The organism is Pseudonocardia sp., from assembly GCF_050250275.1.
GTDB lineage: Bacteria > Actinomycetota > Actinomycetes > Mycobacteriales > Pseudonocardiaceae > Pseudonocardia.
Genome location: NZ_JBFWOY010000020.1, coordinates 73,256 through 94,101, shown reverse-complemented (window position 1 = coordinate 94,101; position 20,846 = coordinate 73,256). Strand labels below are relative to the sequence as shown.

Here is a 20,846-nt window from a genome sequence, read left to right as displayed (position 1 = left end):
CCTCCGGCTCAGAGCTGGACGGGGACGTTGTCGATCAGGCGGGTGGTGCCGACCCTGGCGGCGACGAGCAGCCGCGCACGACCGGCCTCCGGGGTCGGGCCGAGCTCGGGGTCGCGCAGCTCCAGGTACTCGACGTCGAACAGCGGCTCGGCGGCGAGCACCTCGCGGGCGCGGGCGAGGACCGCGGCCGCGCCGCGGGCCGAGACCGATGCGCCCTCCTTCAGCGCCCGCTGCAGGGTGGGCGCGGCGGCGCGCTGCTCGTCGGAGAGGTAGACGTTGCGCGAGGACAGCGCGAGCCCGTCGGCCTCGCGGACCGTCGGGACACCGACGATGGAGAGCGGGAAGTCGAGGTCGCGCACCATCTTCTGCAGCAGCACGAGCTGCTGGTAGTCCTTCTCGCCGAACAGCGCGATCTCGGGCGCGACGATCTGGAAGAGCTTGCCGACGACCGTCAGCACGCCCTCGAAGTGGCCCGGGCGGACCGAGCCCTCCAGCTCGTCGGCGAGCGGGCCCGGCACGATCCGGGTCTGCGCGCCGGGCGGGTACATGTCGTCGACCGACGGGACGAACGCCAGCTCGACGCCCTCCTCGCGCAGCACCTCGAGGTCGGCCTCCAGGGGCCGCGGGTAGCGCGACAGGTCCTCGTCCGGGCCGAACTGCAGCGGGTTGACGAAGATCGACACGGCCGTGACGGTCGAGCCGGGCAGCAGCCGGGCGTGCCGGATCAGTTCGCGGTGCCCCTCGTGGAGGGCGCCCATCGTCGGGACCAACGCGACCTTGCGGCCCGCGCCCCGCAGCGCGCGGCTGACCGCGTTCAGGTCGGCGGGCACGCGGTGCACGGTGAGCTCACCGGGGCGGTACCCGCCCGCGGTCCGGGCGGTGGCGGCGGTCATGAGTCCTCCCGGAGGGTGGTGAGCACGTCGGCGGCCGCCTGTTCGGGCAGGAGCCCGGCAGCCAGGGCCCGGCGGGCGGTGCGCCCCGCGAGGGTCCGGTAGGTGCGGGCGACGTCGGGGTCGGCGGCGTCGAGGACCCGCAGGTGGGTGGCGACGGTGCCGACGTCGCCGCGCGCGACGGGACCGGTGAGGGCGCGGTCCCCGTGGCGCAGCGCGTTGTCGAGCGCGGCCGACAGCAGCGGTCCGAGCAGCCGCTCCGCGGGCTCGATGCCCGCCTTCGCGAGCAGGTCCGCGGCGTCGCGGACGAGCGTGACCAGATGGTTCGCGCCGTGGGCGAGCCCGGCGTGGTAGAGCGGGCGGACCGCCTCCGGCACCCGGACGGGCTCGGCCGTCATCTCGACGACGAGCGCCTCGCCGACGCTCCAGGCCGCCTCGTCGGGCTCGGGGGCGGTGACGCCGAAGCAGCACGACGTCAGCCGCTGCACGTCCTCGACGCGCCCGGTGAACGTCATCGCCGGGTGCAGTGCGAGCGGCAGCACCCCGTACTCGACCGCCGCGTCGAGTACCGCGACGCCGTGCGCACCCGAGGTGTGCACGACGATCTGGCCCGGCCGGAACGCCCCGGCGGCGGCGAGGCCGCGGACCAGCCCGGGCAGCACGTCGTCGGGGACGGCGAGCAGCGCCAGATCGGCGCCGGTGGCCACCTCGTCGGGCGGCAGCAACGGCACGCCGGGCAGCAGCGTCCCGGCCCGCTGGACCGACGCCCGGGACACCCCGGACGTGGCGACGACGTGGTGTCCCGCGGCTGCCAGAGCGGCACCGATCACGGAACCCACCCGGCCCGCGGAGACCACTCCGACGGCGAGCCGCGCAGGCCTGCCTGCACTCATCACCTGCTCCTTGCCCGTTCCAGTCCCGTTGGCGGGTACCGGACGAGGTGTCGGCCACTGCTGACGACGAGCACAGGTTAGACGGACGGATTCTCCGCGGGTGGGGCCGCGTGAGCTGCTTCACCAGCGGCGTACGCCACGTCTGCCGGCCCCGGGCCGATCACGGCCGGTCAAGGCCGCTGACAGGGGCTGGGTGTGCTGCCCGGGCAGCGCAAGCTAGGGACGGCGTGGTGGGGGCGGCGGGGGGCGGTAGCCGGGCGGGGGCGGGCCGTAGCCCGGGGGCGGCGGACCGAACCCGGGCGGCGGGGGGCCGGGGCGAGGCGGCGGCGGCACGTTCATCGGTCGCGGCCGCGGTGGGCCGACCGGGCCCGGGGCGTGCGGGGCCGTCGGCGGACGGGGCACCACGAGCTTGCCCGCGGGCCCCGGCGGGGCGGACATGACCGTCGGCGGCTCCCAGCCGGGCGGGGGCTGCTGCTTCCACGCCGCGCTGAGCGCGTCGGGCATCCCGAGGGCCTTCGCGCGGGACTTCTTGAGCAGCAGCAGCATCTCGTCGTGGCGCTGCTGGGCGCTGTCGCGGACCGCGCCGCGGGCGATGCGGGCGCGCATGAACGCCATCTCCGTGACCGCCGCCTGGTACTCGGCGACGGCCTTGGCCGCCTGCGGGCCGGAGCGGCTGCGGACCGCCCGCCGCCACCCGCGCCGCCCGGTGAGACTGGCCAGCAGCTCGACCTCGCTCTGCGCGATCCAGCCCGCCGCGGCGAACCCGGGCAGCTGCTCGGCGACCGTCCGCTGCTCGCGGCGTCGCTGCCAGACGACGAGGACGACCATCCCGATGAAGACCGGCACCATCACCGCGACGTAGACCGTGATGAACGCCGAGCTGCCGCCCAGCGTCGCCGAGCCGTTCCACAGCGCGTGCAGCGCGACCGCGCACAGGTAGCCGCACAGCACCCAGCCGACGCGGGCCGCGACCGACCGCGACGCCGCCGCGAGCCCCACCCCGATACCGATCATGGCGGTGAACAGCGGATGGGCGAACGGGGAGAACACCCCGCGCAGGATCAGGACGGTGAGGACGCTGCTCTGCGTGCCCATGCCTTCGGCGAAGGCGCGCCCGATGTAGAGGATGTTCTCGGTGAACGCGAAACCGGCGGCGACGAGGCCGGCGTAGACGATCCCGTCGACGATGCCGTCGATCTCGCGGCGCATGAACACGAGCAGCCCGATGAGGAACAGGCCCTTCACGGCCTCCTCGACGAACGGCGCGATCATGGTGGCGCCCAGCAGGTCGCCGCTGCCCTTGCCGAGCAGCCCGTCGGCGGCGACGGCGGCGCTGCTGTTGATCAGCAGCGCCGACAGGGCCGCGAACCCCGCTCCCCACAGGAACGCCAGCAGCAGCAGCCGCGGCGGTTCGGGCTCCCAGCGGTCGATCCACAGGAACGTGGCGACGACCGGGCCGACCGGCAGCAACGCGCACACCGCACCGACGACGACCGCGCCCACCCCGATCGTCGATCCCAGGATGCCGATGACGACGAGCGCGCACATCCCGAGGACGACGAGGCCGATGATCGGCGCGAGGACCACCCGGCGGTGCCGGGTCCTGGTCGGGATCGCGACAGTGTGGGCCTGCGTCATGGGCCCCCAGCCTACGGGGCGGCCCCGCCCCGACGATCAGGCGTCAGCGTCCCGGGTGCGCGCCACCCGATCCGGTGGTGCCGCGGTCGGGGCCGTCGGCGCCCGGGTCGTCGGGGGTGCGGCAGCAGCGTTCCAGCCACAGCCCACCGGCCAGCAGCACGAGCGCCGACACGATGCCGACGGTGGCGGCGCGGGCGTCGGATCCGGCGGCGTCGACCTCGCCGACGCCGGGCAGGACGTACACGAGCAGGCCGAGCCACAGCCCGGCGACGACGGCGCCGCCCATCGCCGACGCCTGCGCGACGACGACGGCGCGAGCCGCGACCAGCGGCTCCACCGGCCTCGTGCCGGGGCGGTGCTGGATACGGGCCCGCAGCATCGTCCCCGCGATCGCCTCGGCGCCGCCGAGGACGGCGAGGGTGATGCCGGCCAGCAGCGGGAACGTGGGCAGCGAGCCGTAGGTGAGCCGGACGATCAGGTGGGCGACGACCGCCGCGACCAGCCCGGCGACGACGAGATCGCGCACCCGGACGGGTCTCACGGGACGGCCCGGACCCGCAGCGGCAGGTCGTCGCGGCGGCGCATCGCGGCGGCGTCCCCGGGCGGCAGCGCCGCGAGCAGGGCCCGGACCGGGCCGCGCCCGGCCAGGACCGCGTCCGGGTCGACGTCGAGCCACGGGACCAGCACCGTCGCCCGCTCCGGCGTGCCGGGATGGGGCAGCAGCAGCTCCGGGTCGTCGCTGCGGACGTCGCGGCCGTCGTCGAACACCGCCACGACGTCGACGTCGAGCGTCCGCGGCCCCCAGCGCTGTTCACGGACCCGGTGCGCGGCCTGCTCCAGGCGCTGCCCGCGGCGCAGCCACGCCCACGCGTCGGCGGCCGGGTCGTCGACGACGACCACCGCGTTGAGGAAGTCGGGCTGCTCCACCCCGCCCCACGGCGCCGTCTCGTACACCGGCGACACCGCGACGAGCACGTCGGCCATGTCGGCGACGACCGCGCGCAGGTGCGCGATCCGGTCGCCGAGGTTGGACCCGAGGCTCAGCACGGCACGGGTCATGCCGGCACGATCCGTCCGCGGGCGTTGTGGGCCTTCCGCGACCGCCGCGCCACGACGGCCACGTCGGCGAACTCCAGCGGGATCGGCGCCTGCGGCTTGTGGATCGTCACCTCGACGGCCTGCAGCCGCGCGTCGAACTCCATGAGGTCGTCGGCGACCCGGGCGGAGACGGTCTCGATGAGGTCGCACGCCTCGCCGCCGACGATCGCCGCCGCGCGCTGGGCGAGCGCCCCGTAGTCGAGGGTGTCGGCCAGGTCGTCGGACGCGGCGGCCGCGGCCAGGTCGATCCAGGCCGTCACGTCGACGACAAAGTCCTGCCCGTCGCGGCGCTCGTGGTCGAACACGCCGTGGTTGCCGCGGACCCGCAGCCCGCGCAGCTCGATGCGGTCGGTCATGGTCGGCTCACCGGTTCGTCCTCCTCGCACGGTCGGGTGCCGCGCCGAGCCGCCACGCACACGCGACGGCGATGGCGTCGGCCGACGACGCGACGTCGTGCACCCGCACCCCCCACGCCCCGGCCTGCGCCGCGAGCGCGGTGACGGCGGCGCCCGCGGTCTCGCGCCCGCCGGGCGGGCGGACACCGGCGTCGTCGCCGAGCAGCGTGCCGAGGAACCGCTTGCGCGACGCCCCCACCAGGACGGGGAAGCCCAGCTCGACGAGGACGTCGAGGCGGCGCAGCAGCGCCCAGTTGTGGTCGGCGGTCTTGGCGAACCCCAGCCCCGGGTCGAGCACGATCCGCGACGGGTCGACCCCCGCGAGCACAGCGGCGTCGGCACGGGCGACCAGCTCGTCGCGCACCTCGGTGACGACGTCGTCGTAGGTGGCGAGGTCGGCCATCCGGTCGCTGTGCCCGCGCCAGTGCATGAGGACCCACGGCACCCTGGCGTGCGCGACGACGGCCGCCATCCGCTCGTCGGCCAGGCCGCCCGACACGTCGTTGACGACGACCGCACCCGCCTCCAGCGCCGCCTCGGCGACGTCGGCACGGGTGGTGTCGATGCTGACGGGCACCCCTTCGGCGGTGAGCGCGCGGATCACGGGCAGCACCCGGCCGCGCTCCTCCTCGGCGTGGACCCGGTGCGCGCCGGGGCGCGTCGACTCGCCGCCGACGTCGACGAGGTCGGCGCCCGCGTCACGCAGGGCGACCCCGTGGGCGACGGCGGCGCCCGTGTCGAGGAAGCGGCCGCCGTCGGAGAAGGAGTCCGGGGTGACGTTGAGGATCCCCAGAACCGCGCACCGGCCGGGCCGCGGCAGGTCGCGCGCCACGGGTCAGCCGCCCCGGATCAGCGACAGCGCTTCGGCCCGGGACGTCGAGGACGTCGCGAAGATGCCGCGGACGGCCGACGTCGTCGTCCGCGCCCCGGGCTTGCGGACCCCACGCATCGCCATGCAGAGGTGTTCGGCGTCCATCACCACGATCACGCCGCGCGGCTCGAGCTTGCGCACGAGCGCGTCGGCGACCTGGCCGGTGAGCCGCTCCTGCACCTGCGGGCGCCGCGCGTAGTTGTCGACGACCCTGGCGATCTTGGACAGGCCCGTGACCCGGCCGGTGACGTTCGGGATGTAACCGACGTGCGCGATCCCGTGGAAGGGCACCAGGTGGTGCTCGCAGGTCGAGAACAGCGGGATGTCGCGGACGAGGATGAGCTCCTGGTGGTCCTCGTCGAACGTCTTGTCCAGCACCGCGTCCGGGTCGGTGTAGAGGCCGGCGAACAGCTCGGCGTAGGCGCGCGCGACCCGGGCGGGGGTCTCGCGCAGCCCCTCGCGGTCCGGGTCCTCGCCCACGGCGACGAGCAGTTCACGGACCGCGGCCTCGGCACGGGCCTGGTCGATGCCGCGGTGCCCGTTGGTGGTCGCCTGGGCACTCGCGGAGGTGGAGGCCACTGTCAGGACCCCTGCCCGGGACGTTCCTCGGTCCCGTCGGTCGGCCGGGTCCCGTTGGTGGGTCCGGCGGTCCCGTCGGGCGGGGTGAGGCTCTCGGTGCCGGGGCCGTGGGCGTGGTGGCCGTTGCCGGCGTGGGCCGCGGGCCCGGTCGGGTCGGCGGGCTGCTGCCACTGCGGCGGCGGCCAGGTCTGGCCGGCCGGGGTGGTCGCGGGCCGCCAGTCGGCCGGGGCGCCGTAGTTGGGCGGGACGGCGTTGGGCGGCTGGCCCGGGCCGGGCTGGGCCGGGCGCGGCGGGTGGTGCCCGCCGACGGCCGGCTGTCCCGGCTTCAGCGGCACCTGGTGCGGCTGGTGCTGGGCCTGCGGGAACCCGCCGTAGGGCGGCGGACCGCCGGAGGCGCCGCCGACCGGACCCGGGACGCCGTTACCCGGACCGGGGGCCGGGACGCCGTTGCCGCCGCCACCCGGGTACGACCCGACCGGGGCCTTCTCGAGGGCGGGACGGGTGTCGGGCGGCCACGGCTCGCCGCGTTCGCGGGCGCGCTCGGCCGGGGTCTGGATGGGCGGCTTGTCCGACGGCGTACGGCTGCCGAAGTCGTTGAACGCGGTGATGCGCGGCCGCTTCTCCACCCGGTCGAAGATGCGCTCGAGGTCCTTGCGGGTGAGCGTCTCCTTCTGCAGGAGCTCGAAGACGAGGTCGTCGAGGACGTCGCGGTAGGTGTTGAGGATCTCCCACGCCTCGGTGTGCGCGGCCTCGATGAGCTTGCGCACCTCCTCGTCGATCTCGTGGGCGACCTCGAGCGAGTAGTCGGCCTGGTTGCCCATCGAGCGGCCGAGGAACGGGTCGCCCTGCTCGCGGCCGTAGCGGACGGCGCCGAGCTTGGCGCTCATGCCGTACTCGGTGACCATCGCGCGGGCGATCTTGGTGGCCTGGTCGATGTCGGACGACGCGCCCGTGGTGGGCTCGTGGAAGACGAGCTCCTCGGCGCTGCGCCCGCCCATCGCGAAGACCAGCCGGCCGATCATCTCCGACCGGGTCATGAGGCCCTTGTCGTCCTCGGGGACGACGAGCGCGTGCCCACCGGTGCGGCCCCGCGGCAGGATCGTGAGCTTGTACACCGGCTCCAGGTCGGGCATCGCCCACGCGGCGAGCGCGTGCCCGCCCTCGTGGTAGGCGGTGATCTTCTTCTCCTGCTCGGAGATGATCTTGCCCTTGCGCCGGGGCCCGCCGACGACACGGTCGACCGACTCCTCCAGCGCCGCCCCGTTGATCAGCGTGCCGTTCTCGCGCGCGGTGAGCAGCGCCGCCTCGTTGATGACGTTGGCCAGGTCCGCACCGGACATGCCGACCGTCCGCTTGGCCAGCGCCTCGAAGTCGACGTCGCCCGCGAACGGCTTGCCCTTGGAGTGCACCCCGAGGATGGCCTTGCGGCCCGCGAGGTCGGGGGCGCCGACCGGGATCTGACGGTCGAACCGGCCCGGGCGCAGCAGCGCCGGGTCGAGGATGTCGGGACGGTTGGTCGCGGCGATCAGGATGATGCCGCCGCGCGCGTCGAAACCGTCCATCTCGACGAGCAGCTGGTTGAGCGTCTGCTCCCGCTCGTCGTGCCCGCCACCGAGGCCGGCGCCGCGCTGGCGGCCGACCGCGTCGATCTCGTCGACGAAGATGATGCAGGGGCTGTTCTGCTTGGCCTGCTCGAACAGGTCACGCACCCGGGAGGCACCGACACCGACGAACATCTCGACGAAGTCGGAACCCGAGATCGTGTAGAACGGCACGCCCGCCTCACCCGCGACCGCACGCGCGAGCAGCGTCTTGCCGGTGCCGGGCGGGCCGTAGAGCAGCACGCCCTTGGGAATCTTCGCGCCCAGGGCCTGGTAGCGGCCCGGGTTCTGCAGGAAGTCCTTGATCTCGTACAGCTCTTCGACGGCCTCGTCGGCGCCCGCGACGTCGGCGAACGTCGTCTTCGGCATGTCCTTGTTGAGCTGCTTGGCCTTCGACTTGCCGAAGGACATCACCCGGTTGCCGCCGCCCTGGGCGTTGTTCATCATCCAGAACAGGATGAGCAGCACCAGGCCGAGCGGGATCAGGTAGATCAGCATCGACATCAGGAACGAGTCCTGACGGACGATCGTGTTGAACGTCGGGTTGTTACCGGCCTGACGCAGCGCCTCGAACACCGCACCCGACGACGACGCCGGGTACTGGCTGATGATCTGCGTCGTCTGGGTGTCGGGCAGCGGGTTGGCGAGGGTCAGCCGGAGCCGCTGCTCCTTGTCCTCGATCACCGCGTCCTTGACGTTCCCGCTGGTGATCTGCGCGATCGCGGTGGACGTCGGCTCCTGCGTGTACCCGCGGGTGTCGTCGAACAGCGTCGAGAAGGCGAAGTAGACCAGGATCACGACGAGGACCCAGATCAACGGGTTGCGGAGCAGGCGCTTGCGATCCATGCAGCATCGGCCTCGCGGCCTTCACCCTCCCTGGACGGAACATTCCCCGGTCACGCCCGGCGCGCGTCGCGGACACGACGTCGCGGACTCGCACCGGCCCCGGATCAGCCAGGATAGCTGCCCGTCCCGCCGACCGCGTCACCGCTGCTCAGCTGTGCGATCCGGTCACGGTCGGAGGCTCCCGGCCGGTTCAGCGACCCGGACCGGCACGTGAACGGTCAACGGACGCGACGCCACCGGTGTTCCCGGACCCCCCGCGACCGTCCCGGACGCGTCGACGGAAGGATCGCCCCCGAACGGGTATCCCGCACCGGTCGCGGTCGTTGGGACACCGACGAGCTCGGGGGGACGTATGGCTGCACGGTCCGGTGTCCGGCTGCGCGGGGTGCTCACGGCGGCGGCCGTCACCGCGGCGGTGGTGATCGTCGGCGCGGTGCTGCCCGCCACGGCCCAGCCCGCGCACGCGGCACCGACCGTCCCCGCAGCACCCGCCGGGCCCGCGTGGGCCCCGGAGTCCTCGGCCGCGATCCACCCCGGGGTGCTGCTGTCGTCGACGGGCGGCGGCGGTCAGTGCACCGCGAACTTCGTGTTCACCGCGGGCGGGCGCACGTTCCTGGGCCAGGCCGCGCACTGCACGGCCACCGGCGAGGCCACCGACACCAACGGCTGCACCTCGACGACGCTGCCGCTGGGCACCGAGGTCGACATCGCGGGCGGGCGCAAGGCCACCCTCGCCTACAGCTCGTGGGCGACCATGCAGGGCCGCGGCGAGACCGACAGGGGCGCCTGCTCCGCCAACGACTTCGCGCTCGTCGAGATCGCCCCGTCCGACGTCGCCACGGTCAACCCGACGATGCCGTTCTTCGGCGGTCCCACCGGGGTGTCGCGGTCCGGGCTGCCCAAGGGCGCGCAGACCTACACCTACGGCAACTCCCCGCTGCGGGGCGGCGTGAGCGCGCTGAGCCCCAAGGGCGGGGTGTCCAACGGCGACACCGACGGCGGCTGGGGCCACGAGGTCTACACGGTGAACCCGGGCGTGCCCGGCGACTCGGGATCGGGCTACCTCGACGCGGACGGCGGGGCCGTCGCGATCCTGTCGACGCTCAACCTCGCGCCGCTGCCGGTCAGCAACGGCGTCGCCGACCTCGCCCGCGCGCTCGCCTACGCGAACGCCTACGGCGGGCTCGGCACGATCTCACTGGTGCCGGGCACGCGGGCGTTCACCCCGAACCCGCCCGGCGTGCCCGCGACGGCCGTGGCCGTGCCCGCGGGCCCGCCGCTGGGCGGCTGAGCGCCGACGCGCCCCGGAGCGGGGCTCAGGCGTACACGGCCGGGTCGAGCGTCCCGATGAACGGCAGGTCGCGGTACCGCTCGCCGTAGTCCAGGCCGTACCCCACGACGAACTCGTTGGGGATGTCGAACCCGACGTACTTCACCGGCACGTCGACCTTCACCGCGTCCGGCTTGCGCAGCAGCGTGCACACCTCCAGCGACGCCGGCCGGCGCGACTCGAGGTTCTTCAACAGCCACGACAGGGTCAGTCCCGAGTCGATGATGTCCTCGACGATGAGGACGTCGCGGCCCGCGATGTCACGGTCGAGGTCCTTGAGGATGCGCACCACACCCGACGACGACGTCGAGGAGCCGTAGGAGCTGACCGCCATGAACTCGAGCTGCACGGGCCGCGGCAGGGCCCGCGCGAAGTCGGTCATGAACATGACGGCGCCCTTGAGGACGCCGACGAGCAGGAGGTCGGTCTCGCGGCCCTCGACGAGGTCGCCGTAGTCGCGGCCGACTTGCTCGGCGAGCTCGACGATCTTGTCTCGGAGCTGCTGCTCGGTGACCAGGACGGACGCGATGTCGCCGTCGTACACGGGGTGTGGCCTCCTCGGGGCCGGCGGTGCGCCGGCTGTCGGTGCGGTGGTGTCCGGCCCGGTCCGTCCCGGGCCTACCCGCCGCCCGGGCGCGGCGTCTCGGCCCGGCGCAGGACGAGCCTGCCATCTCGGCGGACGAGGTCCAAGCCACCCGGAAGGGCGATCCCGCCCTGACCACGCCATCGACCGACGAGAGCGTCGGCGGACCGCAGGTGGAGGTCGGTGAGATCGTTCACACCCGCGTCGCGCAGCCACGCCCGCAGGGCCCGCCTCCGCACCGCGGGCAGGATTCCGGTGAGCGCGGCGACCCGCAGGTGGGGGCCGTCCTCGGCGGCCTCCCGGGCCCTCGCGGCGAGCGTGTCGAGGGCGTCGCCGTCCTCGCGCAGCTGGGCCGCGGTACGGGCCAGTGCCTCGGCGACACCGCCCGCGAGGACGTCCTCCAGCAGCGGCAGCACCTCGTGGCGCAGCCGGACGCGGGTGAACCGCGGGTCGTCGTTGTGCGGGTCGTGCCACACCCGCACGCCCAGCTCGGCGCACGCGGCGCGGGTTACGTCGCGCCGGACGTCGAGCAGCGGGCGGGCCCACGGCGCGTCCCAGGCCCGCATGCCCGCGATCGAGCGCGGCCCCGAGCCCCGGCCGAGCCCGAGCAGGACGGTCTCGGCCTGGTCGTCGAGGGTGTGGGCGAGCAGCACCGGGCTGTGCGGGCCGGGCCGCGCGGCGTCCAGGGCCGCGTAGCGCGCGCGGCGGGCCGCGGCCTCGGTCCCACCGGGGCCCTCGACGACGACGGTGTGCACGGCCGCGGGGACACCGTGGCCGACGAGCGCCCCCGCCACCGCCGCCGCATGGACCGCGGACCCGTCCTGCAGGCCGTGGTCGACGACCGCCGCGCGCACCCGGTCCGGCAGCTCCGCGGCGGCGGCGAGGGTGAGCGCGAGCGAGTCGGCGCCCCCGGAGCAGCCGACGACCACCGGCGCGGCGGCCACCTCGGCCGGCAGCTCGGCGAACGTGCGGCGGACGGCGAGCCGCAGCCGCGCGACGGCCGCCCCGGCGCGGGACGCGGTCATCGCCGCCTCAGCCGAGGCGACGCAGCCACGCCGCCGGGTCGGCCAGCTCGGCGCGGGTCGGCAGCGTCTGCGGCGACTCCCACACCCGGTTGAACCCGTCCATCCCGACGGCCAGCACCACGTACGACGTGAAGGCCGACCCGACCGCGTACTGCTTCATCTTCGCCTCGACACCGAGCAACGCCCGCAGCAACCGGTCGAGCAGCCCACCGCCGCGCCGACGGACGGTGAAACGGTCGCGGATCGTCGCCACGCTCGGGACGACCTGGGGGCCGACGGCGTCCATGACGTGGTCGGCGTGGCCCTCCAGCAGCGTCGTCAGCGCGAGCAGCCGGTCGAGGACGGCCCGCTGCTCCGGGCCCTGCAACAGCTCCACGACGGCCAGCGCGTCGCCACCGGTCTCGCGCATTCGCCTGGCGATCTCGGGCAGCCGGGCCAGCACGTCGGAACCGTCGGTGTCGGCCAGCGACAGGAACGTCGACACCTGCTCGGAGAAGTGGTCGCGCAGCCACGGCACGGCGGTGAACTGCAGTCGGTGCGTGGCCTCGTGCAGGCACACCCACAGCCCGAAGTCGGTCGACGGGACGTCGAGGGCCCGCTGGGCGGCGTGCACGTTGGGGGCGACCAGCAGCAGCCGGCCGGCGCCGTCGGCGCCGCCGAACGGGTCGTACTGGCCCAGGACCCGTCCACCGAGGTAGGCGAGCACCGACCCGACCTGCAGGCCGGCCGTCGTCCCGGTGACGGCCCTGGCGACCTTGGGCGTGCGCGGCAGCGCGGCGCCGGAGGTGAGCGCGGCCATGCCGTCGACCGCCGCCGCGGCCCAGCGCGGCCGGTCGACGACGTCGGCCGGCAGCAGCGGCAGGCCCTCGCCGAGCCCCGTCACGGTGCGGACGTGCCCCTCGGCGACGGCGGCGTCGGCGCGCAGCCGCACGACGAGCTCGTGGGCCTCGGCGCGCGAGGCCTGTGGCCCGGACGACATCAGCCGGGCCGCGGTCCGCTTGGCCAGGTCCCAGTTGACGGGCAGGCCGGAGTCGACGGGTACGGGGGTGTTCGTCAGGGCGGGCGGCACGATCCCGAGGCTACGCACCCGGACGTCGTCCCGCGGGCGGTCGACGCCGCGCGCACCCGGATTGCAGGAGCTCAGCGGCAGCCGCAGCGGCTCAGCGTCGCGGCGATCGTGTCGAGGCGGGGCCGGGCGTCGGCGGGGTTGAGGCCGTTGGACATGAACGCGAAGACCAGCAGCCGCCCGTCCGCGGTGGTGACCACCCCGGCGAGGCTGCTCACCCCGGTCAACGTGCCCGTCTTGGCCCGTACGACGCCGCGCCCGGCCGCGGAGGTGCCCGCGCCGAAGCGGTCCTCCAGCGTGCCGTCACCGCCCGCGACGGGCAGCCCGCCGAGGATCGGACGCAGGAACTCGGTGTCGTGCGGGCTCTGCGGCGGGGTGCTCGCGACGGCGAGGATCGCGCCCAGCAGTCGCGGCGGGACGCGGTCGCCCGTGGAGAGGCCGCTGCCGTCGTCGAGGACGGCGCCGGACGGGTCGATGCCCGCCTGGCTCAGCGCCGCCAGCACCTGCGCGGCCGCCCCGGTGAACGACGGCTCGCCGCCGCGGGCGATCGCGACCTCGCGCGCCAGGATCTCGGCGAGCACGTTGTCCGACGTCTCCAGCAGGTGCTCGACGAGGTCGGAGATCGACGCCGACGAGACCGTGCCGAGCACCTTCGCGTTGGGCGGCGCCGTGCCGGCGCTCACGTTCGACGGATCGACGTCGAGCTCCTTCGCGAGCGCCTTGCCGGCCTGTTCGGCGGGGTCGGCGACGCGGGTGCCGTCCTGGGCGCGCGGGTCGACGCGGCCGCCGTCGAGCATCAGCGGCTCGATCGGGGTGACGAAACCGCCCGCGACGTCGGTCGGGTCCCAGCCGGCGGCGAGGCCGGGCCCGGTGTAGCGGCTCGTGTCGATGACGATCGACGTGACCTGCTGCGTGCCGAGGGACTTCTTCACCGCGGCGGCGAGGTCGGCGAGCCGGGCGGGCTGCGGGTACACCGAGTCCTTGCCCGCGGGCAGGGCCGTCAGCGTGGGGTCGCCCCCGCCGACGAGCACGACCGAGCCGGGCGTCGGGCCGGCGACCACCCGCGTGTAGAGGTGGTCGGTGCCGGCGAGGCTGAGCAGCGCGGCCGCCGACGTCAGCAGCTTCGCCGTCGAGCCGGGGACGAGCGCGGTGTCGGACGAGCGCTGCCACAGGGGGGTGCCGGTGGCCGGGTCGACCACGACCCCGCCGAAGGTGCCCAGCGCGGTGCCCTTGGTCACGGCGTCGAGGGCGGTGGCCAGTCCCGCGGCCGACGGCAGCGGCGCGTCGGTGGGCAGCCCGCCGAGCGCCGGGACCGGCACCGGCATGGCCACGGCCTCCTGAGCTCCGGCGCTGCCGAGCAGCCCGGGCGCGGTCAGCGCGACCGCGGATCCCGTCGCGGCGGCCGTCACCAGGACCGTGAGCACCACCACGGTGCGGCGGAGGCCACGACCCGGGACTCGGAACGTGTCGCCGATCCGCCGTCCGAAACCCACCCGTTCCTCCTGCCTGCGACCATCCTCACGGGCGTGACCCGTACCCCCGGAGGGTCCGCACCGGCGGGCGGTCCCCCACACTAGAGGTAGGCGCCGGAGCCGGTCGCCCGACCGGCGTCGGCTCTCGACAGCCGCCACCGAACCCATCAGGAGCAACGAACCGTGGACTTCGACGTCACCATCGAGATCCCCAAGGGCGGCCGGAACAAGTACGAGGTTGATCACGTGACGGGCCGGATCCGGCTCGACCGGACGCTGTTCACCGCGACCCAGTACCCGGCCGACTACGGATTCATCGATGACACCCTCGGCGAGGACGGCGACCCGCTCGACGCGTTGGTCCTCGTCCAGGAGCCGACGTTCCCGGGCTGCCTCATCCGCGCGCGCACGATCGGCATGTTCCGGATGAAGGACGAGAAGGGCGGCGACGACAAGGTCCTGTGCGTCCCGGCCGACGACCCGCGCCAGGAGCACCTGCGCGACATCCACCACCTGCCCGAGTTCGACCGGGCGGAGATCCAGCACTTCTTCGAGATCTACAAGACGCTGGAGCCGGGCAAGAGCGTCGAGGGGGCGACCTGGGTCGGCCGCGTCGACGCCGAGGCCGAGATCCGCGCCTCCCGCAAGCGTGCGCTCGACGCCGCGGAGCACGAGGAGCACGACACCGCCGAGTGATCGCTCGTCCCCCGGTGGCGGCCGCGTCAGCGTCGCCCGGCGGCACCCGGGGGTGTTCGGGCGACCTTGTACTGCTCGAACTCCGTCGTGAACCTCGCGAGGAGCTGGGCGAACTGCTCCCGGTCGGCGGCGGGCCAGTGCGCGAGCATCCGCGCGATCCCGTCGTCGCGCAGCCGTCGGTTCTCGCGGAGCACCCGTTCGCCCTCCTCGGTGGCGACGAGCAGCACGACCCGCCCGTCGGCAGGGTCGGAGACGCGGCGCACCAGCCCGATCCTGACGAGCTGGGTGATCTGCCTGCTGACGGTCGACGGGTCGGAGTGCACGGCCTCGGCGAGCGCGCTGGACCGGTGGGGGCCGCCGTCGACGAGGTGCACGAGCAGCACGTAGGTGGCGCGGTCGACGCCGTCGGGGTGCAGGGTCTGGTGCTGGGCGTAGGTGCGCTCGATGAGCCGCACGAGGCGGACCAGCTCGGTGCCGACGCGTCCGGCACCCTCGAGGTCGAGCTCCGCCCGCCGGCCGGGCTCCGCGGTCACGGTGTCCGAGGCTCCCGGATCAGACGCGCTCGAACAGCGCGGCGAGGCCCTGGCCACCACCGATGCACATCGTCTCCAGCCCGTACCGGGCATCACGACGCACCATCTCCCGGGCCAGGGTGGCCAGAATCCGCCCACCCGTCGCACCCACAGGATGCCCCAGCGAGATACCCGACCCGTTCACGTTGACGCGGTCGAAATCGGCCGCGACGAACCCCCACTCACGCGTGCACGCCAGCACCTGCGCGGCGAACGCCTCGTTCAGCTCGATCAGATCGATGTCCCGCAACGCCAGCTCCGCCCGCGCCAACGCCGCAGCCACCGCCGGGACCGGCCCGATCCCCATCGTCTTCGGCTCCACACCGCCCAGCCCCCACGACACCAGCCGCACCAACGGCCGCAACCCCAGCTCCTCGGCACGCCCGGGACTGGTCACCACACAGACCGCGGCACCGTCGTTCTGCCCCGACGCGTTACCAGCGGTCACCGTCGCCCCGGGATCGTCACGGCCCAGGATCGGGCGCAACCCGGCCAGGGCCTCCACCGTCGAGTCGGGCCGGATGTGCTCGTCGGTGTCGATGACGGTGTCACCGTCACGGCCCGGGACCCGCACCGCGACGATCTCCTCGGCGAACCGGCCCGCCGCCCGGGCCGCCGCGGCCCGCCGATGGGAACGAACCGCGAACTCGTCCTGCTCGACCCGCCCGATCCCGTAGTCGCGACGCAAGTTCTCCGCGGTCTCCAGCATCCCGCCGGGCACACCGAAGTTGACCCCGCCCGCGGTGACCCGCCCCCGCGAGAGCGCGTCGTGCAGCAGCACACCGGGCCCCGCCTTCGCACCCCAGCGCATCGCGGTGGAGTAGAACGGCGCGTTGGACATCGACTCCGCACCACCGGCGAGGACCACCTCGGCCGCCCCCGACGACACCTGCATCGCCGCATACAGCACCGCCTGCAACCCTGACCCGCAACGGCGGTCGATCTGGATCCCGCCCGCGGTCACCGGCAGCCCCGCGTCGAGCGCGGCGACCCGCCCGATCGCCGGAGCGTCCATCGTCGGATAACAGTGACCCAGCACCACATCGTCGACCGCGTCACCGGGCAGCCCGGTGCGCTCCAGCAACGCCGAGACCACCGTGGCCGCCAACCGGTGAGCCGACACCTCACGCAGAGCCCCACCGAAACCACCCACCGGGGTCCGCAAGGGCTCACAGATCACCGCGTCACGCATGGGTCCCCCGGTCTCTCAGACGTACTGTCGGGTCAGCCACTCCGCGACGAGCGCGGGGCGCTCGGCGCCTTCGATCTCCACGGTCACCTTCGTGGTGATCTGCACGCCGCCGGTGACGTCGCTGACGTCGGCGAGCTCGACGACACCGCGCACCTTGCTGCCCACCGGCACCGGTGAGGTGAACCGGACGCGGTTGAGGCCGTAGTTGATGCCCATGTTGGTGCCCTCGACCGAGTACACGTCGTTGATCAGGACGGGCAGCAACGACAACGTCAGGAAGCCGTGCGCGATTGTCGTGCCGAACGGGCCGGTCGCCGCCTTGTCGGCGTCGACGTGGATCCACTGGTGGTCGTCGGTCGCGTCGGCGAAGCCGTCGATACGGCTCTGGTCGACGGTGAACCATCCGCTCTCGCCGATGGTCTCGCCGACCGCCCCGCGCAGTTCGTCCACCCCGTTGAAGACGCGCATCCCACTCCTCGTGTCCGGTGCCGTCGGGCCACCCCGGCCGGCGCGGATCACATTGCCACACCGCTGGGTGAACCGGACACGACGCGGAAGGCGGTGAGCGCCACAGGTCCTGGGGCGACCCCCAGGGTTCGCGATCGCACGGCCGGGGGCACTACTGTTCGGCCTGCGACAGGGGCGTAGGGGCCGGGAGCCGCGGGGGCGGGCACCGGTCCGCGAGGAGACGGTGGCTGCGATGGGACGAGGGCACGGGTGCTCCCGGGTGTCCTGCCCACCCCTGCCGGACCGGCGATGACCACCGCCGGCACGGAGGTCGCCGAGCCGCTCCACGAGGGCGTCCCGTTCGGCTCCCCCGCCGGGCTGGCCGCGCAGCTCGCACCGCGGCTGCGGGACGCCATCGAGGCCGAGGGCCCGGTGGTGGCCGTCCTGGACGTCCCCGAGCGCGACGCGCTGCGCTCCGAGCTCGGCGACGCGGCGGGTCACGTCGAGTTCCTCGCCCCCGCCGACGTCTACCGGCTGCCCGCCTTCACCGTGGCGGTGCGGTGGGCGAGGCTGTCGCGCCGGACGGTCCCGGGCGGCTACGCGACGGTCGTCGCCCAGCACGTCACCGACCTCGTCGACGGCGGCCCCGGCTACTGGGCCCGGCTCGACGCCGCGCTCGACGTGGCACTCCCGGGCCTGCCCGTCGAGGTGCTGTGCCCCTTCCCCGACGACGTCGACGAGCTCGCGCTGCGCGGCTCGACGCACCGGACCCTGCTGTCGTCGGGGCACTCGGTGCCGGGTCTCGGCTACCGCACCCCGCTCGACGTGGTCGCCGAGTTCCCGCCGCCGCCCCCACCCGATCTCGGCCGGCCCGTCGAGACCAGGGAGTTCGCGCTCGACGGCCTGGGCGAGCTGCGCCGTGCCGTCGCCACCGTGGCCGCCGACGCGGGCCTGTCCACCGAGCGGGTCGCCGACTTCGTGCTGGCGGTCAACGAGATCGCGAGCAACAGCGTCGAGCACGGTCCGGGGGCGGGGACGCTGCGGCTGTGGCGGCTCGGCGACGGGCCCGGCGCGTTCGTCGTCGCGGAGGTGCACGACTCCGGCCGGATGCACGTCCCGTTCCCGGGGCTCGTGGCGCCGCCGCCGTCGGGGGCGCGGGGGCGCGGGCTGTGGCTCGCCTCGGAGCTGTCGGACGTCCTGCAGGTGTGGAGCGACGGCGGCACCGGGACGGTCATTCGGGTGACCATGACCGCCTGATGTGCCGACGCGCCCGGTCGCGGCGGCACACTGGTTCGATGGACCCGGTCGCGCGCTTCGGCGCCCTCGTGGGCCGCGGCGAGCCCCATCTCGACGTCGGCGCGCTCGCCATCGCCGCGGGCGCCCACCCCGGCCTCGACCCCGACCGTTGGCTCGCCGAGCTCGACCGGCTCGCCGCCGCCGTCCCCGACGGGTCGGGGCTGACCGGACTGCTGGAGTCGCTGTTCGAGGTCGAGGGCTTCCGGGGCAACACCGAGGACTACTACGACCCCCGCAACTCGTTGCTGCCGCACGTGCTGCGCCGGCGCACCGGCATCCCGATCACGCTCGCCGTCGTCGCCATCGAGGTGGGCCGCCGGACGGGCGTCGAGCTGGAGGGTGTGGGTATGCCCGGCCACTTCCTGGTGCGCGACAAGGCGTCCGGCGTGCACGTCGACGTCTTCGGCGGCGGCCGGGTCCTCGACGACAGCGACTGCGAACAGCTGTTCCGCGCGACCACCGGCGCCGCGGCGGGGTCGGTCCCGTTCCACCGCGACCTGCTGCCGCGCGTGACGCACCGCCAGATCCTCATCCGGATGCTGGAGAACCTCCGCGGCGTCTACGCCCGCCGCCGCCGGCCCGCCGACCTCGAATGGGTGCTGCGGATGCGGCTCACGTTCCCCGGGCCCGCGGAGACCGCCGTCCCCCTGCTCACCGACCTGGCCGAGGCGCTCGGTGCCCAGGCCCGCTGGCCCGAGGCCGCCCGGATTCTGCGCAAGGCCGCCGAGGACACCGACGCCCCCCTCGACGCCGCGCAGCGCGACGCCCTGCGCGACAAGGCCCGCTCCCAGCTCGCCAACCTGAACTGACGGCGACCGGCGGGCGACGACGGCGGTTGCGCGGGTGGGGCTGCTCTCGTCCGTCCCGCGCCGGGGCGGGCGCTCGCCTACCGTGGAGGACGTGGCTTCTTCCCGGCGCCTGCGGGCCCTGATCACCAACGACGACGGCATCGACTCCCCCGGCCTGTGGGCACTCGCCGCCGTGGTCCGCGACGCGGGTCTCGAGGTCGTCGTCGCGGCCCCGCACGTCGACTCGAGCGGCGTCGCCGCCTCCGTGCTCTCGGTGCGTGACGACGGCGGTGTCCGGGTCCATCCCCGGACCCTCCCGGGTCTGGACGACGTCACCGCCCACGCCGTCGAGGGGCACCCCGCCTACATCGTCTACGCCGCGGGCCGTGGCTGGCTGGACCCGGCGCCCGATGTCGTCGTCTCCGGGATCAACCTGGGTGCGAACGTCGGGCGCGCCGTTCTGCACTCCGGGACGGTCGGCGCCGCGCTGACCGCGAGCCTGCAGGGCTGGTACGGCCTCGCCGTCTCACTCGACACGGGCTGGGTCGCGCCCGAGGCTCCGCACTGGGAGGCGGCGACGGCCCTCGTCCCCGAGGTGCTCGACCTGCTGCTGGCACGCGATCCCGGCACCGTGCTGTCGCTGAACGTCCCCGATGTCGCACCGGGCTCGTTGCGGGAGCTGCGGGAGGCGGAGCTGGCACGGTTCGGCAACGCGCAGGTCGTCGTCGAGCACCGGGAGGGTGACCCGCACAGCATGCTGTTGTCGTCGTTGCGCACCGTGGCCGAGGAGCCGGCCGCGGACAGTGACATCGCACTGCTGGCGGCGGGGCACCCGACCCTCACCGAACTGCGGACGGTCACCGCTGTGCCTGGGGTGCTGGGGGTGGCGGCGTCGGGCCGCCACTGAGTGGCTCGCTCAGCGTAGTCGTCGGTGACTTTCCGTCACCGAGTCCCCCGGATCGTGCACGCGCTGTGGCGCAGGGCACCATCTGCGGATGAACGCAGGGTGGACACGGTCCGAGTGGGCGACACACTTCTCGCGGACGGTCGCCGAGGAGATCCGGTTGGGCATCCGGTCGGGCGTGCTCACCTGGGCCGAGGCCGACGAGCTCCTCGCCCGCCTGCGCGTCGTCGTCGACCAGGCGCTGGAGCCGATCTCCTGATCGGCTAGTGCTCGTCGCGGCCGGTGAGCTTCTCCTCGAGGTCGTCCGCGACGTCGGCCACGTGGCGGAACGGGCGGTCGAAACTGGCGAGGTTGGCATCGCCCAGCGGGACCGAGTGCCGGAACACCGCGACCCCGTCGACCGCCACCACGCCGCCGACGACCGACGCCCCGGCGAGCGACAGCAGCTCCATCAGGTCGACCTCCGCGACGCGGCAGATCGGCGACGAGATCTGCGCCCACGTGTGCCCGTCGTCGCCGACCACCTGGCGCACGACGACGAGCTGCGTGCGCTCGCCCGTCGTCGGCAGGTTGAACCACAGCTCCTGCTCGTGCTGGCGCATGATCTCGTAGCGCACCCGCACGTAGGAGACGAGATCGTCCCAGCTGGCCACAGCGGCTCCTC

23 protein-coding genes are annotated in these 20,846 nt (G+C 74.3%); 6 read left to right on the top strand and 17 right to left on the bottom strand.

All coding sequences use genetic code 11. From position 1 onward, the window contains the following. Window positions 1-8: 8 nt before the first annotated feature. The 9 genes from panC to ftsH form a co-directional block, all read right to left on the bottom strand. Entirely contained in the window at window positions 9-893 is an 885-nt protein-coding gene (panC, locus tag AB7F12_RS18900; RefSeq protein ID WP_428499167.1) for a pantoate--beta-alanine ligase, read from the bottom strand. Then, complete coding sequence (locus AB7F12_RS18895) at window positions 890-1,783, bottom strand: Rossmann-like and DUF2520 domain-containing protein (protein WP_428499168.1); 894 nt, start codon at window positions 1,781-1,783, stop codon at window positions 890-892. The genes panC and AB7F12_RS18895 overlap by 4 nt, the downstream gene beginning before the upstream one ends. Window positions 1,784-1,999: 216 nt before the next feature. Next, the gene (locus AB7F12_RS18890) at window positions 2,000-3,421 is read right to left on the bottom strand and encodes a PrsW family intramembrane metalloprotease (RefSeq protein ID WP_428499169.1); all 1,422 of its coding nucleotides are present in this window, start codon (window positions 3,419-3,421) and stop codon (window positions 2,000-2,002) included. A 43-nt stretch (window positions 3,422-3,464) separates the two neighbouring features. Then, on the bottom strand, window positions 3,465-3,947 hold the full coding sequence (locus AB7F12_RS18885; protein WP_428499170.1) for a DUF3180 domain-containing protein: 483 nt from the start codon (window positions 3,945-3,947) through the stop codon (window positions 3,465-3,467). An 11-nt stretch (window positions 3,948-3,958) separates the two neighbouring features. Then, window positions 3,959-4,480 carry a 2-amino-4-hydroxy-6-hydroxymethyldihydropteridine diphosphokinase gene (gene folK / locus AB7F12_RS18880; RefSeq protein WP_428499171.1) on the bottom strand — a complete coding sequence of 174 codons (522 nt, stop codon included), beginning with the start codon at window positions 4,478-4,480 and terminating at the stop codon, window positions 3,959-3,961. Beyond that, window positions 4,477-4,875 (bottom strand): dihydroneopterin aldolase, encoded by a 399-nt coding sequence (folB, locus tag AB7F12_RS18875; protein WP_428499172.1) that lies wholly within the window; start codon window positions 4,873-4,875, stop codon window positions 4,477-4,479. The genes folK and folB overlap by 4 nt, the downstream gene beginning before the upstream one ends. A gap of 7 nt (window positions 4,876-4,882) precedes the next feature. After that, entirely contained in the window at window positions 4,883-5,746 is an 864-nt protein-coding gene (gene folP / locus AB7F12_RS18870) for a dihydropteroate synthase (protein WP_428499173.1), read from the bottom strand. A gap of 3 nt (window positions 5,747-5,749) precedes the next feature. Then, window positions 5,750-6,364: a GTP cyclohydrolase I FolE gene (folE, locus tag AB7F12_RS18865; RefSeq protein ID WP_428499174.1), complete on the bottom strand. Its 615-nt coding sequence runs from the start codon at window positions 6,362-6,364 to the stop codon at window positions 5,750-5,752. 2 nt (window positions 6,365-6,366) lie between these two features. Then, the gene (gene ftsH / locus AB7F12_RS18860) at window positions 6,367-8,811 is read right to left on the bottom strand and encodes an ATP-dependent zinc metalloprotease FtsH (protein ID WP_428499175.1); all 2,445 of its coding nucleotides are present in this window, start codon (window positions 8,809-8,811) and stop codon (window positions 6,367-6,369) included. A gap of 352 nt (window positions 8,812-9,163) precedes the next feature. Between ftsH and AB7F12_RS18855 the strand changes: the two genes are divergently transcribed. After that, on the top strand, window positions 9,164-10,102 hold the full coding sequence (locus tag AB7F12_RS18855) for a serine protease (protein WP_428499176.1): 939 nt from the start codon (window positions 9,164-9,166) through the stop codon (window positions 10,100-10,102). Between the two features lie 25 nt (window positions 10,103-10,127). On the opposite strand, the gene hpt is transcribed toward AB7F12_RS18855, so the two are convergent. The 4 genes from hpt to dacB form a co-directional block, all read right to left on the bottom strand. Then, the gene (gene hpt / locus AB7F12_RS18850) at window positions 10,128-10,685 is read right to left on the bottom strand and encodes a hypoxanthine phosphoribosyltransferase (RefSeq protein WP_428499177.1); all 558 of its coding nucleotides are present in this window, start codon (window positions 10,683-10,685) and stop codon (window positions 10,128-10,130) included. Between the two features lie 74 nt (window positions 10,686-10,759). Continuing rightward, window positions 10,760-11,749, bottom strand: a complete 990-nt coding sequence (gene tilS, locus AB7F12_RS18845; RefSeq protein ID WP_428499178.1) for a tRNA lysidine(34) synthetase TilS — start codon at window positions 11,747-11,749, stop codon at window positions 10,760-10,762. Window positions 11,750-11,756: 7 nt separating this feature from the next. Next, window positions 11,757-12,818, bottom strand: a complete 1,062-nt coding sequence (locus AB7F12_RS18840) for a zinc-dependent metalloprotease (protein WP_428499179.1) — start codon at window positions 12,816-12,818, stop codon at window positions 11,757-11,759. 71 nt (window positions 12,819-12,889) lie between these two features. Continuing rightward, window positions 12,890-14,308, bottom strand: coding sequence for a D-alanyl-D-alanine carboxypeptidase/D-alanyl-D-alanine endopeptidase (dacB, locus tag AB7F12_RS18835; RefSeq protein ID WP_428499180.1), 1,419 nt, complete (start codon window positions 14,306-14,308; stop codon window positions 12,890-12,892). A 162-nt stretch (window positions 14,309-14,470) separates the two neighbouring features. Between dacB and AB7F12_RS18830 the strand changes: the two genes are divergently transcribed. Beyond that, the gene (locus AB7F12_RS18830; protein ID WP_428499181.1) at window positions 14,471-14,983 is read left to right on the top strand and encodes an inorganic diphosphatase; all 513 of its coding nucleotides are present in this window, start codon (window positions 14,471-14,473) and stop codon (window positions 14,981-14,983) included. A gap of 26 nt (window positions 14,984-15,009) precedes the next feature. On the opposite strand, the gene AB7F12_RS18825 is transcribed toward AB7F12_RS18830, so the two are convergent. The 3 genes from AB7F12_RS18825 to AB7F12_RS18815 are packed head-to-tail and all read right to left on the bottom strand — an operon-like array spanning window position 15,010 to window position 17,215. Continuing rightward, window positions 15,010-15,516, bottom strand: a complete 507-nt coding sequence (locus AB7F12_RS18825) for a MarR family winged helix-turn-helix transcriptional regulator (protein WP_428499182.1) — start codon at window positions 15,514-15,516, stop codon at window positions 15,010-15,012. A 19-nt stretch (window positions 15,517-15,535) separates the two neighbouring features. Then, window positions 15,536-16,747: an acetyl-CoA C-acetyltransferase gene (locus AB7F12_RS18820; protein WP_428499183.1), complete on the bottom strand. Its 1,212-nt coding sequence runs from the start codon at window positions 16,745-16,747 to the stop codon at window positions 15,536-15,538. A 15-nt stretch (window positions 16,748-16,762) separates the two neighbouring features. Continuing rightward, window positions 16,763-17,215: a MaoC family dehydratase gene (locus AB7F12_RS18815; RefSeq protein WP_428499184.1), complete on the bottom strand. Its 453-nt coding sequence runs from the start codon at window positions 17,213-17,215 to the stop codon at window positions 16,763-16,765. A gap of 288 nt (window positions 17,216-17,503) precedes the next feature. On the opposite strand from AB7F12_RS18815, the gene AB7F12_RS18810 reads away from it, so the two are divergent. The 4 genes from AB7F12_RS18810 to AB7F12_RS18795 all read left to right on the top strand — a co-directional run bounded on the left by AB7F12_RS18810 (window position 17,504) and on the right by AB7F12_RS18795 (window position 20,441). After that, complete coding sequence (locus AB7F12_RS18810; RefSeq protein WP_428499185.1) at window positions 17,504-18,451, top strand: ATP-binding protein; 948 nt, start codon at window positions 17,504-17,506, stop codon at window positions 18,449-18,451. Window positions 18,452-18,489: 38 nt separating this feature from the next. Next, window positions 18,490-19,299, top strand: coding sequence for a SirB1 family protein (locus AB7F12_RS18805; protein ID WP_428499186.1), 810 nt, complete (start codon window positions 18,490-18,492; stop codon window positions 19,297-19,299). A gap of 91 nt (window positions 19,300-19,390) precedes the next feature. Continuing rightward, a complete protein-coding gene (surE, locus tag AB7F12_RS18800; protein ID WP_428499187.1) occupies window positions 19,391-20,185 on the top strand; it encodes a 5'/3'-nucleotidase SurE in 795 nt (264 codons plus the stop codon). Window positions 20,186-20,273: 88 nt separating this feature from the next. After that, the gene (locus tag AB7F12_RS18795; protein ID WP_186817207.1) at window positions 20,274-20,441 is read left to right on the top strand and encodes a hypothetical protein; all 168 of its coding nucleotides are present in this window, start codon (window positions 20,274-20,276) and stop codon (window positions 20,439-20,441) included. Window positions 20,442-20,445: 4 nt separating this feature from the next. Here the strand turns inward: AB7F12_RS18795 and AB7F12_RS18790 are convergent, their stop codons facing one another. Then, window positions 20,446-20,835, bottom strand: coding sequence for a hypothetical protein (locus tag AB7F12_RS18790; RefSeq protein ID WP_428499188.1), 390 nt, complete (start codon window positions 20,833-20,835; stop codon window positions 20,446-20,448). Window positions 20,836-20,846 lie beyond the last annotated feature (11 nt).